General features: G+C 57.3%; 15 protein-coding genes. 6 read left to right on the forward strand and 9 right to left on the reverse strand.

Annotated features, from left to right (window positions below):
* Positions 1 to 48: 48 nt before the first annotated feature.
* Positions 49 to 2,190, forward strand: coding sequence for a phosphate acetyltransferase (gene pta, locus C6A40_RS07815; RefSeq protein WP_008502877.1), 2,142 nt, complete (start codon positions 49 to 51; stop codon positions 2,188 to 2,190).
* 111 nt (positions 2,191 to 2,301) lie between these two features.
* On the opposite strand, the gene C6A40_RS07820 is transcribed toward pta, so the two are convergent.
* The 5 genes from C6A40_RS07820 to C6A40_RS07840 form a co-directional block, all read right to left on the reverse strand.
* Positions 2,302 to 3,255, reverse strand: a complete 954-nt coding sequence (locus C6A40_RS07820) for a transketolase family protein (protein WP_045334287.1) — start codon at positions 3,253 to 3,255, stop codon at positions 2,302 to 2,304.
* Positions 3,248 to 4,078 (reverse strand): transketolase, encoded by an 831-nt coding sequence (locus tag C6A40_RS07825; RefSeq protein WP_032663153.1) that lies wholly within the window; start codon positions 4,076 to 4,078, stop codon positions 3,248 to 3,250. The genes C6A40_RS07820 and C6A40_RS07825 overlap by 8 nt, the downstream gene beginning before the upstream one ends.
* The gene (locus C6A40_RS07830) at positions 4,075 to 5,466 is read right to left on the reverse strand and encodes a PTS ascorbate transporter subunit IIC (RefSeq protein WP_023344592.1); all 1,392 of its coding nucleotides are present in this window, start codon (positions 5,464 to 5,466) and stop codon (positions 4,075 to 4,077) included. The genes C6A40_RS07825 and C6A40_RS07830 overlap by 4 nt, the downstream gene beginning before the upstream one ends.
* Before the next feature lie 21 nt (positions 5,467 to 5,487).
* A complete protein-coding gene (locus tag C6A40_RS07835) occupies positions 5,488 to 5,760 on the reverse strand; it encodes a PTS sugar transporter subunit IIB (RefSeq protein ID WP_003861447.1) in 273 nt (90 codons plus the stop codon).
* 80 nt (positions 5,761 to 5,840) lie between these two features.
* Entirely contained in the window at positions 5,841 to 6,284 is a 444-nt protein-coding gene (locus C6A40_RS07840) for a PTS sugar transporter subunit IIA (protein WP_032675243.1), read from the reverse strand.
* A gap of 234 nt (positions 6,285 to 6,518) precedes the next feature.
* Between C6A40_RS07840 and C6A40_RS07845 the strand changes: the two genes are divergently transcribed.
* On the forward strand, positions 6,519 to 7,538 hold the full coding sequence (locus tag C6A40_RS07845) for a LacI family DNA-binding transcriptional regulator (protein ID WP_045334284.1): 1,020 nt from the start codon (positions 6,519 to 6,521) through the stop codon (positions 7,536 to 7,538).
* Positions 7,539 to 7,541: 3 nt separating this feature from the next.
* On the opposite strand, the gene yfcD is transcribed toward C6A40_RS07845, so the two are convergent.
* From yfcD to yfcF, 3 genes are read right to left on the reverse strand one after another with little or no spacing between them, the layout of a single operon-like run.
* On the reverse strand, positions 7,542 to 8,096 hold the full coding sequence (gene yfcD, locus C6A40_RS07850; RefSeq protein WP_008502582.1) for an NUDIX hydrolase YfcD: 555 nt from the start codon (positions 8,094 to 8,096) through the stop codon (positions 7,542 to 7,544).
* Positions 8,097 to 8,151: 55 nt separating this feature from the next.
* Positions 8,152 to 8,703 carry a phosphodiesterase gene (yfcE, locus tag C6A40_RS07855; RefSeq protein WP_045334282.1) on the reverse strand — a complete coding sequence of 184 codons (552 nt, stop codon included), beginning with the start codon at positions 8,701 to 8,703 and terminating at the stop codon, positions 8,152 to 8,154.
* Positions 8,704 to 8,759: 56 nt separating this feature from the next.
* Complete coding sequence (gene yfcF, locus C6A40_RS07860; protein WP_008502584.1) at positions 8,760 to 9,404, reverse strand: glutathione transferase; 645 nt, start codon at positions 9,402 to 9,404, stop codon at positions 8,760 to 8,762.
* A gap of 140 nt (positions 9,405 to 9,544) precedes the next feature.
* Here yfcF and yfcG point away from each other — a divergent pair, with 140 nt between their 5' ends.
* The 4 genes from yfcG (at position 9,545) to C6A40_RS07880 (ending at position 12,079) form a co-directional block, all read left to right on the forward strand.
* Complete coding sequence (gene yfcG / locus C6A40_RS07865) at positions 9,545 to 10,174, forward strand: GSH-dependent disulfide bond oxidoreductase (RefSeq protein ID WP_032675245.1); 630 nt, start codon at positions 9,545 to 9,547, stop codon at positions 10,172 to 10,174.
* 75 nt (positions 10,175 to 10,249) lie between these two features.
* A complete protein-coding gene (gene folX, locus C6A40_RS07870) occupies positions 10,250 to 10,618 on the forward strand; it encodes a dihydroneopterin triphosphate 2'-epimerase (RefSeq protein ID WP_008502586.1) in 369 nt (122 codons plus the stop codon).
* A 13-nt stretch (positions 10,619 to 10,631) separates the two neighbouring features.
* Positions 10,632 to 11,525 (forward strand): TIGR01777 family oxidoreductase, encoded by an 894-nt coding sequence (locus C6A40_RS07875; protein WP_008502587.1) that lies wholly within the window; start codon positions 10,632 to 10,634, stop codon positions 11,523 to 11,525.
* Between the two features lie 44 nt (positions 11,526 to 11,569).
* Positions 11,570 to 12,079 carry a GNAT family N-acetyltransferase gene (locus tag C6A40_RS07880; protein WP_045334281.1) on the forward strand — a complete coding sequence of 170 codons (510 nt, stop codon included), beginning with the start codon at positions 11,570 to 11,572 and terminating at the stop codon, positions 12,077 to 12,079.
* Positions 12,080 to 12,177: 98 nt separating this feature from the next.
* Here the strand turns inward: C6A40_RS07880 and hisP are convergent, their stop codons facing one another.
* Complete coding sequence (gene hisP / locus C6A40_RS07885; RefSeq protein WP_014832781.1) at positions 12,178 to 12,951, reverse strand: histidine ABC transporter ATP-binding protein HisP; 774 nt, start codon at positions 12,949 to 12,951, stop codon at positions 12,178 to 12,180.
* Positions 12,952 to 12,954 lie beyond the last annotated feature (3 nt).

Genomic DNA, 12,954 nt, shown 5'->3' on the forward strand with positions numbered 1-12,954 from the left:
CTGTTTTGTAACCCGCCCGATTTGGGCGGTAACGAAAGAGGATAAACCGTGTCCCGTACTATTATGCTGATCCCTACCGGAACCAGCGTCGGCCTGACCAGCGTCAGCCTTGGCGTGATCCGTGCTATGGAACGCAAAGGCGTTCGTCTGAGCGTCTTTAAGCCAATCGCCCAGCCACGTGCCGGTGGCGATGCGCCAGACCAGACCACCACCATCGTTCGCAAGAACTCCAATCTGCCAGCGGCTGAACCGCTGAAGATGAGCCACGTTGAGTCTCTGCTCTCCAGCAACCAGAAAGACGTGCTGATGGAAGAGATCATCGCCAACTACCATGCTAACGCGCAAGACGCGGAAGTGGTGCTGGTTGAAGGTCTGGTTCCAACCCGCAAACACCAGTTTGCCCAGTCTCTGAACTTCGAAATCGCGAAAACCCTGAACGCAGAGATCGTTTTCGTGATGTCTCAGGGCACTGACACCCCGGAACAGCTGAACGAGCGTATCGAACTGACGCGCAGCAGCTTCGGCGGCGCGAAAAATACCAATATCACCGGCGTGATCGTCAACAAGCTGAACGCGCCAGTGGATGAGCAGGGCCGTACTCGCCCTGACCTGTCCGAGATCTTCGACGACTCGTCCAAAGCGAAAGTCATCAAAGTTGACCCGGCTAAGCTGCAGGAATCCAGCCCGCTTCCGGTTCTGGGCGCGGTGCCATGGAGCTTCGATCTGATTGCCACCCGTGCAATCGACATGGCGCGTCACCTGAACGCGACCGTGATTAACGAAGGCGACATTAACACCCGTCGCGTGAAGTCCGTGACCTTCTGTGCGCGTAGCATTCCGCACATGCTGGAACACTTCCGCGCAGGTTCCCTGCTGGTGACCTCCGCAGACCGTCCTGACGTGCTGGTTGCAGCCTGCCTGGCCGCAATGAACGGCGTGGAAATCGGTGCGATCCTGCTGACCGGTGCCTACGAGATGGACCCACGCGTCAGCAAGCTGTGCGAACGCGCGTTCGCTACCGGCCTGCCGGTCTTCATGGTGAACACCAACACCTGGCAGACCTCCCTGAGCCTGCAGAGCTTCAACCTGGAAGTGCCGGTTGATGACCACGAGCGTATCGAGAAAGTTCAGGAATACGTTGCGGGTTACATCAACGCAGACTGGATCGAATCCCTGACCGCGACCTCCGAGCGCAGCCGCCGTCTGTCTCCGCCAGCATTCCGTTACCAGCTGACCGAGCTGGCGCGTAAAGCGGGCAAACGCGTTGTTCTGCCAGAAGGCGACGAACCACGTACCGTTAAAGCGGCGGCTATCTGTGCAGAGCGCGGCATCGCGACCTGTGTGCTGCTGGGTAACCCGGATGAGATCAACCGCGTAGCGGCCTCTCAGGGCGTTGAGCTGGGCGCAGGCATCGAAATCGTTGACCCGGAAGTGGTTCGCGAAAGCTACGTTGCCCGTCTGGTTGAGCTGCGTAAGAGCAAGGGCATGACCGAAGCCGTTGCGCGTGAGCAGCTGGAAGACAACGTGGTGCTGGGCACGCTGATGCTGGAGCAGGACGAAGTTGACGGTCTGGTTTCCGGTGCGGTTCACACCACGGCGAACACCATCCGTCCACCGCTGCAGCTGATCAAAACCGCGCCAGGCAGCTCTCTGGTGTCTTCCGTGTTCTTCATGCTGCTGCCTGAACAGGTTTACGTTTACGGCGACTGCGCGATCAACCCGGATCCAACCGCAGAGCAGCTGGCTGAGATCGCTATCCAGTCCGCAGACTCCGCGACCGCTTTCGGTATCGAGCCACGCGTGGCGATGCTCTCCTACTCCACCGGCACATCTGGTGCAGGTAGCGACGTAGAGAAAGTGCGTGAAGCGACCCGTATTGCGCAGGAAAAACGTCCTGATCTGATGATCGACGGCCCGCTGCAGTACGATGCCGCAGTCATGGCTGACGTTGCAAAATCCAAAGCGCCGAACTCGCCGGTTGCAGGTCGCGCTACCGTGTTCATCTTCCCGGATCTGAACACCGGTAACACCACCTACAAAGCGGTACAGCGTTCTGCCGACCTGATCTCCATCGGGCCAATGCTGCAGGGCATGCGCAAACCTGTGAACGACCTGTCTCGTGGCGCACTGGTAGACGATATCGTTTACACCATCGCGCTGACAGCGATCCAGTCTTCGCAGCAGCAGTAATGTATTGCCGGATGGCGCTTCGCTTATCCGGCCTACAAAACCGTAGGCCCGGTAAGCGCTAGCGCCACCGGGCAACAAAAAGGCGACCACTTAACCGGTCGCCTTTTTTATTTACAGCAGTTCGCGCGCCGCCGATACAATGTCATGTGCCGTCAGGCCATACTCTTTCTGCAGGAAATCCTGCGTTCCCACCTGGCCGTAACGCTCCTTGACCCCGACCCGCCGCATCGGCACCGGACAGGTTTCCACCAGCACTTCCGCTACCGCCGACCCCAGCCCGTTGTGAATGCTGTGGTTTTCACAGGTCACGATGCGCCCGGTTTTCTCGGCGTAGTTTTTCACCAGCATCCGGTCGATGGGCTTCAGGGTAAACATGTCGATGACCGCCGCGCTGACGCCCTCCTGCTCAAGCTGCCGCGCCGCCTCAAGGGCTTCTCCAACCATGATGCCGTTGGCAATCAGCGTAATATCGCTCCCCTCGCGCAGCACGTTACCTTTTCCAATGGTGAAGGTGGAGCCCGGCGCATACACGCTCGGCGCCTGCTTACGAATGGTCCGCACCCAGTAGAAGCCGTCGAGATCGATAAGCTGGCGCAGCACGTCCTCAAACATCACCGCGTCGGTCACCTCCAGCACCACCGAATGCGCCAGCCCGCGCACAATGCCCATATCCTCAAACGACATGTGCGTTCCGCCGTTGTGGCAGGCCGTCACGCCCGCGTCTGAGGCAATCACCTTCACGTTGTTGCGCTGATAGTCGAGGGACATAAACAGCTGGTCAAAGCAGCGGCGGCTGGCAAAGGCGGTGAAGGTGTGAACGAACGGCTTGCGGCCGGTAAGCGACAGCCCGGCTGCCGTGCCGATGACGTTGGCTTCCATAATGCCGCAGTTAATCACGTGCTGCGGATAGTCGCGCGCCACGCCGTCCATCGCCATCGAGCTCATCAGGTCGGCTTCAAGCGCAATGATGTCGCTTCCGGCCTCAATTTGCTTTGCCACGAAGCCCGCGTAAACTTTACGCATCTCAACGGCGTCTTTCTGTCCTGCCGGTGCAACCTTAATCATGTGAAGCCTCCAGTTGGCGAATCGTCTCGTTGAGGGCCGCTTTGCTCTCCGCGGTCAATCGCAGGTGATGCGAGTTGCTGAGCTGCTCCAGGTACGGCACACCCTGCCCCTTAATGCTATCGAGGATGACGACTAACGGACGCGCATCGGCAGCCGGGACCCGCGACGTCACCGCCAGCAGCGCCGGAATGTCGTCCCCCTTCACCGTCACCACGTCAAAGCCAAAGGCGCGGAATTTGCCCTCGAGGTCGAACGCGCAGATGATCTCGTCCAGCTCGCCGTCGAGCTGCTGTTTATTCCAGTCGACAAATACCGTCAGGTTGTTCAGGCGATGATGGGCAATAAACTGGAACGCTTCCCAGCACTGCCCCTCGTTCAGCTCGCCGTCGCCGACGATGCAGAAGACCCGATTCGGCCGCCCTGCCAGCCTGTGCGACAGCGCCATGCCGCCGGCGATGGAAATCCCCTGTCCCAGCGAACCGGTGGTAGCATCTACGCCGCGCGTTTTCAGGCGGTCCGGGTGGCTGGGCAGGCGCGTACCGTTCTGGTTAAGCGTGCTCAGCTCTTCTATCGGGAAGTAGCCCTTGATCGCCAGGGTGCTGTAGAGCGCCGGGCCCGCATGGCCTTTTGACAGCACAAAGTAGTCTCGCTCCGGCCAGTCCGGGTCCGCCGGGTCGATTTTCATCACCGCGCCGTACAGCACGGCCAGGGTTTCAACCACCGACATGCTGCCCCCGTAGTGGCCAAAGCCCAGCTGCGTCAGGGATTTCAGCGTCTCCAGGCGGATCTGACGCGCGAGTTCAGTTATCTCTTTCTCATTCATGATTTGGCTCCGGTGTTTTCCTGCGCGTTACCGCCTGCAGGTTTGTTTTTCGCGAAGACGTTGTACGCCACCAGCAGCGCGAACAGCGCCACGACCAGCCCGGTGATGGCCAGCGGCGACAGGAAGCGCGCCAGGTTGCCGAGCACAATCCCAACCGCGCCGAAGTCGGCGTCAGAGAAGGTGGTGTTGGCAAAGCCAATGGCGCCCAGTACCGGCAGCAGCAGGACCGGCAGGAAGGTAATCAGCAGGCCGTTGGCAAAGGCGCCAATCATCGCCCCACGACGTCCGCCGGTGGCGTTACCGAACACGCCCGCGGTTGCGCCGGTGAAGAAGTGCGGCACCACGCCCGGGAGGATCAGCACCCAGCTAAACTGACCGCAGATGAACAACCCCACAATCCCGCCGAGGAAGCTGAACAGGAAGCCAATCAGCACCGCGTTAGGTGCATAGGGATACACCACCGGGCAGTCCAGCGCAGGACGCGCGTTCGGCACCAGTTTTTCCGAGAAGCCGGTAAAAGCCGGGACGATTTCCGCCAGAATCAGGCGTACGCCCTGAAGGATGATGAATACGCCCGCCGCGAAGGTGATAGCCATGATGATGGCGTACACGAGGTAGTTCTGACCGGCGCTGAAGGTGGCCTCGACGTACTCGCGCCCGGCGCTCACCGCCAGGATCAGGTAGATAATCATCATGGTCAGGGAGATGGAGATTGAGCTGTCGCGCAGGAAGCTCAGGTTCTTCGGCAGGTTCATCTCTTCGGTTGAGCGGGAGCCTTTGCCAACCTTGCTGCCAATCCAACCGGACAGCACGTAGCCCAGCGTGCCGAAGTGGCCGAAGGCAATCTCATCGTTGCCGGTAATGCGCTTCATGTAGCGCTGCGCAATCGCCGGGAAGAAAGCCATGATCAGGCCGAGGATTAGCGACCCGGTAAAGACCAGCCCTACGCCTTCAAAGCCCGCCACCGTCAGGATCACGCCAATCATGCACGCCATATAAAACGTGTGGTGCCCGGTCAGGAAGATGTACTTCAGGCGGGTAAAGCGTGCGACGATAATATTCGCCACCATCCCGAAGGCCATAATCAGCGCGGTCGCTGCACCGTATTTTTCGAGCGCAATGGACACAATGGCTTCATTGTTTGGAATAATGCCCTGAATAGTAAAAGCGTGTTCAAACATGCCGCCTAACGGATTTAACGATCCGACCAGCACGGTGGCACCGCCGCCCAGTACAATAAAGCCCAGAATAGTTTTAATGGTCCCTTTCACCACGTCTGAAAACGCTTTTTTTTGCGCAACCAGACCGATTAACGCAATTAAACCCACCAGCACCGAAGGGACTTTTAAAATATCAACAACGAAATTCAGCGTTTCAAGGATAAACATATCCACCTCGCCTTATCAGGGTTATTGTCTTTCGAACCAGGCGCGCAGCTGCGCTTCAAGTTCGTTGATGTCGATGATGTTGTTGATCACCACCAGCTGGCTCTCCGGCACGCTGGCGCTGGCCGCAATGTCTTTTGCCATCACGAACAGATCGGCCGCGCCCGGCGTCGCCGAGGAGAGATCGGAGTGTTCAACCTCAGCCTCAATCTCCAGCTTTTTGAGCACCTTTTTAATATTCATTTCGACCATAAAACTGCTGCCCAGGCCGGAACCGCAAATAGCCATGATTTTCATTGTTGTCCCCTTATTTTGAGTAGAGTACGCCCCATCACGCTGACGCGTAATGTAGTGAAAAACCGGATTACAGAATTAAATCAGAAGCGGTTAATAATTGTTTTAATTTCCTCCAGGGTATTCGCCTGATGCAGTTTCTCCATCTCCTCGTCGCTGGAAAATAATTCTGCGAGTGCGGATATCATTTCGATATGGCTATGTTTGTCAGGTGCCGCGAGCATGATAATCACATCGACAGGGTCAAACTCACCGGCACCAAACGAGACGCCCTGTTTTAGTTTTAATAACGACAACCCCAGTCCTTTGGCGCCTTCCTCCGGCCGCGCATGCGGCATCGCCAGCCCTGGTGCCAGCACATAATAAGGTCCTAACGTGTGGTGCTGCTTGATGATGGCCGTGACGTAGTCAGGCTCAATCACCTGCAAATCCAGCAGCGGCTTCGCGCACAGCTTCAGCGCCTGCGGCCAGTCTTCCACGCTCTCCTGCAGCGTGATGGTTGTATCATATATCCATTTTTTGAGCACTTTTCACTCCCGCCACACGTTTAAGATGAGCAAACTTTATTCAACGCATCGCGGATTGACTGCGATCGCGATCACAAAGATAGCGCTACCAATCGTTAACATGCAGAAATGTGATAGCGCTATCAAATTGCAATCACGTTGCTAAATCACAGCAAAAAAAGGGATTTAAGGCGTATACTGCCTGTCACGTGAAACGAAGGAAAAAAAGAACGCGTCTGGTCAGCAGGAAGGTGTATGTCTCTAACCCGAAAACGGCGCAGTACTGGTAAAGTGACACTCGCCGATGTCGCACAGCTTGCCGGTGTGGGCACGATGACCGTGTCCCGTGCGCTTCGCACGCCCGAACAGGTTTCCGATAAACTACGAGAAAAAATAGAAGCCGCGGTACAAGAGTTAGGCTATATGCCCAATCTTGCAGCCAGTGCCCTTGCCTCGGCCTCGTCATGGACAATAGCCATGGTGGTGCCCAACCTCTCCGAAGCCGGCTGCTCGGAGATGTTCGCCGGGCTACAGCAGGTGCTGCAGCCTGCCGGATATCAGATCATGCTGGCAGAATCCCAGCATCGTCTTGAGCAGGAGGAGAAGTTGCTGGAGACGCTGCTGGCGTCAAATATCGCCGCAGCGATTTTGCTCAGCGTTGAACATACCGACACCGTTCGCCACTGGCTGAAAAACGCCTCGATTCCGGTGATGGAGATGGGCGCCATGCGCGCCGATCCGATTGATATGAACATCGGGATTGATAACGTGGCGGCCATGTTTGAGCTCACGGAGATGGTGATTAAGCGCGGCTATCAAAACATTGGCCTGCTGTGCGCCAACCAGGAGCAGTGGATTTTCCAGCAGCATCTGCAGGGCTGGTATAAAGCCATGCTTCGCCACCATATGTCGCCTAACCGGGTCATTAACGCGGCGATGCCGCCGAGCTTCTCGACCGGCGCGGCGCAGCTGCCCGAATTCCTGCTGGCGTGGCCTGAGCTGGATGCGCTAGTGTGCGTCTCTGACGAGCTGGCCTGCGGCGCGCTGTACGAGTGCCAGCGCAGGCGAATCAAAGTGCCGGACGATCTGGCAGTGGTAGGGTTTGGCGATAGCGACGTGAGCCGCGTCTGTCAGCCGCCGCTGACGACCATGGCGGTGCCGCATCGTAAGATTGGCATCGAAGCCGGGAAAGCGCTACTGGATCGCCTGAATGGCGGAGACTGGCGCGATCAAAAGCCCATCGCGTCCAGCCTGTGTCTGAGAGAAAGCTGCTGACGATTACTCAGCCTCTTCCTCTTTTTCTGATTTGGTCGATTCGTTTTTGGCGTTGCGGGTCATCCACAGCGCCAGCGCTTTTAACGAATCCGGCGTGAACTCGTCGCAGCGCGCGGTGATCTCTTCCGGCGTCATCCAGCTGACTTCACTCACTTCTTCTTCCTGCAGGGCGAACGGGCCGTGGGAGACGCAGCTAAACAGCCCGCCCCAGACGCGGCAGTTCTCGTCTTCGAAATAGAACTGACCGTGCTCGGCAAACGGCACGCCGGCGATGCCTAACTCCTCTTCCGCTTCACGACGCGCAGAATCCAGCAGCACTTCATCCGCCTGGACGACGCCGCCTGCAGTGGCATCCAGCATACCCGGGAGAAAATCTTTGGTGTCCGTGCGGCGCTGAACCAGAATTTTACCCATACCGTCATGCACAACGATATATGTCGCACGGTGACGCAGGCGCTCCGCACGCATTTGCTCGCGGCTGGCCTGCGCGATCACTTCATTCTCTTCGTTGACAATGTCAACCCACTCTGTACTTGCCAAATGACTCTGCTCCACCATCGGGAAACCTTCTTTTCTAAGCGCTCTTTCGGCGCGTTTGCAGTTGAGGTGTAACTTACGGATTAATCGCTACCTGCGCAATAACTTGCTGATCATTAAGTGCGATAACGCTCAGGGTATTTCCCTCCAGCATGCCGTAGCTCGCAGGATACCCGCCTTTTGGGATACTGACCGAGCCCGGATTAAAGTGATAAATCTCACCGCGTTTTTCCGCAACCGGAATATGAGTATGACCGTAAACCAGGACATCGCCAGCCGCGAGGGCCGGGAGATTATCCGGGCCGAAAAGATGCCCGTGGGTCAGGAACAGACGGTGTTGTTCGAGCAGCACCTGCTGCCACGGCGCGGTAATGGGAAAATGCAGCAGCATCTGGTCCACTTCGCTGTCACAGTTGCCGCGAACGGCGATGATGCGCGAGGCATACGGGTTGAGTTTTTCCGCGACCTGCGCAGGGTCATAGCCTTCCGGCAGCGCGTTGCGTGGGCCGTGATTCAACACGTCACCCAGAATAATCAGCCACTGCGCACCGCTTTTCTCAAACAGAGAAAGGACACGCTCGGTCGCGGGCAGCGATCCATGGATATCCGACGCAAACATCAGTTTCATCAGTCACTCCTCGGGAAAACAAACTGCCCCCATCATACCTGAAGCGTCAGGGCTTATCAGCCCGCGCGCTTAGCCGAGAGTGCCACATAGCGCTGTACGGAGGCACGCTGCCACTGGAATGCGGCATAATCCACCAGCAGCTGCGGCACCTCATCACCGTTGAGGATCAGGCGGTTTAGCATCAACGCCAGATCGGCATCCGCAATGCACCACTCGCCGAACAGGTTTGGGTTGCCATGGGCGAGCAGTAAGGAGGCGGTTTCAATCAGCTTCTGCGCGCTTTCCTGGCCTTCTGCGCTGAGAGCGGGCTTTTTCACCCCGGCAAACACGACGTCCGTCGAGCGTTCCACGCGAATCGGCACCAGATCGCTGCGCAGCCACGCCTGGATCTGCCGCGCCCGGGCGCGCTTTTGCAGATCGTGAGGATAGATACGCTCCCACTCCGGGGGGGCGAACCGATCTTCCAGGTATTCATCGATCGCCGACGATTCGCTCAGGGCAAATCCGTCAATCTCCAGCACCGGCACGCGACGGGTCAGGTCGTAACCCTGCCACTGCGGCTTGAGATGTTCACCGCCGTCGAGATCAACGGTCTTCAGGGTAAAAGCGAGTCCTTTTTCGGCCAGCGCAACGTAAACGCTCATGACATAGGGAGAAAAGAAGTTCGCATCGGACCACAACGTGATGACGGGCTGGTTCATAACATCCTCATAGGCTGATCGGTTTTTACTCAACATATAATCTCTTTGCCTCGCTGTCACTTGATGAAAACTCACGATTTACAACAACCACCTATACTCATTTGTCATGGCACCACTATTCGCATGGACAGGAGTTGAGAATGATCGACCTTTATTATGCCCCTACCCCAAACGGCCATAAGATCACCCTCTTTCTTGAAGAAGCCGAGCTGGATTACAGGATCATTCGCGTGGATATCAGCAAAGGCGAGCAGTTCAGCCCTCTCTTTCTGGCTATCTCGCCGAATAATAAAATCCCGGCCATCATTGATAACCAGCCGGCGGACGGGGGCAGACCGTTGAGCCTGTTTGAATCCGGTGAAATTTTGCTCTACCTGGCGGAGAAAACCGGCACGCTGCTGAGCGGCGAACTGCGCGAGCGCCACCATACGCTGCAATGGCTTTTCTGGCAGGCAAGCGGGCTGGGCCCCATGCTGGGACAAAATCATCATTTTACCGCTTACGCCCCGCAACCCATTCCTTACGCGATAGAACGCTATCAGGTTGAGACGCAGCGGCTCTATGACGTTCTGAACCGTCGGCTGGAGAAAACGCCGTGGCTCGGGGGCGATCATTACAGTATTGCCGACATCGCCTGCTGGCCGTGGGTGAATACGCATGAAAAACACCGAATTGACCTGGCCGCTTACCCGGCGGTGAACAACTGGTTTGAGCGCATCCGGACCCGCCCGGCGACCGAGCGAGCGATGCAAAAAATCCAGCAAATTTAACCCGGTATGAGGCTGGGTGCCTGTGAGGCTCTCATGTATTATGGGCAGGAAATACTGACACGGAGAAGACCTGCAATGTCACAGCCAGACGCCATTATTCGTATAAAAAATTTACGCCTGCGTACCTTCATCGGTATCAAAGAGGAAGAGATCGCCAACCGTCAGGATATTGTTATTAACGTGGTGATTCACTACCCCGCAGACAAAGCGCGCGCCAGCGAAGACATCAATGACGCGCTGAACTACCGCACAATCACCAAGAACATTATCCAGTTTGTGGAGAATAACCGTTTCTCTCTGCTGGAAAAATTAACTCAGGATGTGCTCGATATCGCACGCGAACATCACTGGGTCACTTATGCTGAAGTTGAGATCGATAAACTTCACGCCCTGCGTTACGCCGACTCCGTCTCTATGACGTTAAGCTGGAAACGCCAGGCGTAAACCTGGAGGTTGTATGAAGATTTTGCTGACCGGCGGTACTGGCCTGATTGGTCGTCACCTCATTGCGCGTCTGCAGGCCTTGCACCACGACATCACCGTGGTCACGCGCAGCCCGGAAAAAGCGCGTCAGGTGCTGGGGGCAGGTGTTGATATCTGGAAAAATCTGGCCGAGCAGCAAAATCTGGACGGTTTCGACGCCGTTATTAACCTCGCGGGAGAACCCATCGCCGATAAGCGCTGGACGGAAGAGCAAAAACAGCTGTTATGCAGCAGCCGGTGGAACATTACCGAAAAGCTGGTCGAGCTGATCCGCAACAGCCATACGCCGCCTTCCGTGCTGATTTCGGGTTCCGCAGTAGGCTATTACGGCGATCTTGGCGAGGTGGTGGTGACCGAGGAAGAGCCTCCCCATAACGAGTTTACCCATAAGCTCTGCGCCCAGTGGGAGCGTATCGCCTGCGCGGCGCAGAGCGATCGGACCCGCGTCTGCCTGCTGCGGACCGGTGTCGTCCTCGCGCCGAAAGGCGGCATTCTGGCGAAGATGCTCCCGCCATTCCGACTCGGCCTTGGCGGCCCGATCGGTAATGGCCGTCAGTATATGGCGTGGATCCATATCGACGATATGGTCAACGGGATTCTCTGGCTGCTGGATAACGATCTGCGCGGGCCGTTTAACATGGTTGCGCCGTATCCGGTGCGAAATGAACAGTTTGCCCACGCGCTGGGACATGCCCTGCACCGCCCGGCGATATTGCGCGTGCCTGCGACGGCGATTCGGCTGCTGATGGGTGAAGCGTCTGTTCTGGTACTGGGCGGACAGAGAGCGCTGCCAAAACGGCTGGAAGCGGCCGGGTTTGCGTTCCGCTGGTATGAATTAGAAGAGGCACTGGGGGATGTGGTGCGGTGAATATGGTACAGTGACAGGCCATGTTCCGAAGAAATGGCGTAACAATGGCAACCATCACCACTCCCCGGCTTTACCTCACCCCTTTTGAACCCACTGACTGGGCCTTCTTCCGCTCGCTGCGTGAAGATCGCCGCATCATGCGCTATATGGCCGCCATCGCCCCGGAAAAAGAGACCCGACGCGTGTTTGCCGCGCGACTCGCTGCTGCTCATGTGTTTGTCATTCGCGCCCGGGATGATGATGCGCCGCTGGGCGATATCGGCCTGCAGATTAGCGCTGAGAATCGTGAAGAGGCCGACATCGGCTATACGGTTGTGCCTGCCGCGCAGGGGAAAGGTATCGCCAGCGAAGCGCTGCGCGCGGTGTGTGATTACGCCTTTAACCAGACCGGCGTGAAGGCGATTAATGCGTACGTACTGGCGGACAACGGCGGGTCAGTGCGGGTGCTGGAGAAAGCGGGATTTGTGCGCACTCAGGTACTGGAAAAAGCGTATGAGATTGATGGCGTGCGCTATGACGACTGGGTGTACCGGCTGGAGTATAGTGCGGCCTGAATGCCGGGCGGCACTGCGTTTGCCCGGCCTACGGTTTTGTAGGCCCGGTAAGCGAAGCGCCACCGGGCGATTGGGCTGCACTGCGGTCTGATGCCCTCTTACTTCAGAGAGCCTTTAAGGAACTGCTGCAAACGCGGGCTTTGCGGGTTTGCCAGCACCTCGTCCGGGTGGCCCTGCTCTTCAATTTTCCCCTGATGCAGGAAAATCACGTGGTTCGAGACGTTACGGGCGAAGCCCATCTCGTGCGTCACCACCACCATCGTTTTGCCCTCTTCGGCCAGCTTCTGCATGATGCGCAGCACTTCGCCAACGAGTTCAGGGTCCAGCGCGGAGGTCGGTTCGTCGAACAGCAGCACCTCGGGCTCCATCGCCAGCGCGCGGGCGATAGAGACACGCTGCTGCTGACCGCCGGAGAGATGCACCGGGTATTTCATCTGCTGGCGTTCGTCAATGCCCACTTTCGCCAGGTATTTCACCGCGCGCTCGCGGGCTTCATGCTTGCTCAGGCCCAGCACCTGAACCGGTGCTTCCATCACGTTCTCCAGCACCGTCATGTGGCTCCAGAGGTTAAAGTGCTGGAATACCATCGTCAGGCGCGTACGCAGCAGGCGCAGCTGGTTCTTGTCTGCCACCTTCAGCTGACCGTCTTTGTCACGCACCAGGTTGATATTCTGCCCGCTCACCACAATTGAGCCTTCACTCGGCTTTTCGAGGAAGTTGATGCAGCGCAGGAAGGTACTTTTTCCCGAGCCGGATGAGCCGATGATACTGATCACGTCGCCCGCATTCGCCTGCAGCGACACCCCTTTCAGCACTTCATGTTCGCCGTAGCGTTTGTGCAAATCAATTACGTTTAATTTGTTCTCAGCCATCAT

It is taken from the genome of Enterobacter sp. GER_MD16_1505_Eko_090 (genome assembly GCF_003331015.1).
In the GTDB taxonomy this organism is placed as follows: domain Bacteria; phylum Pseudomonadota; class Gammaproteobacteria; order Enterobacterales; family Enterobacteriaceae; genus Enterobacter; species Enterobacter roggenkampii.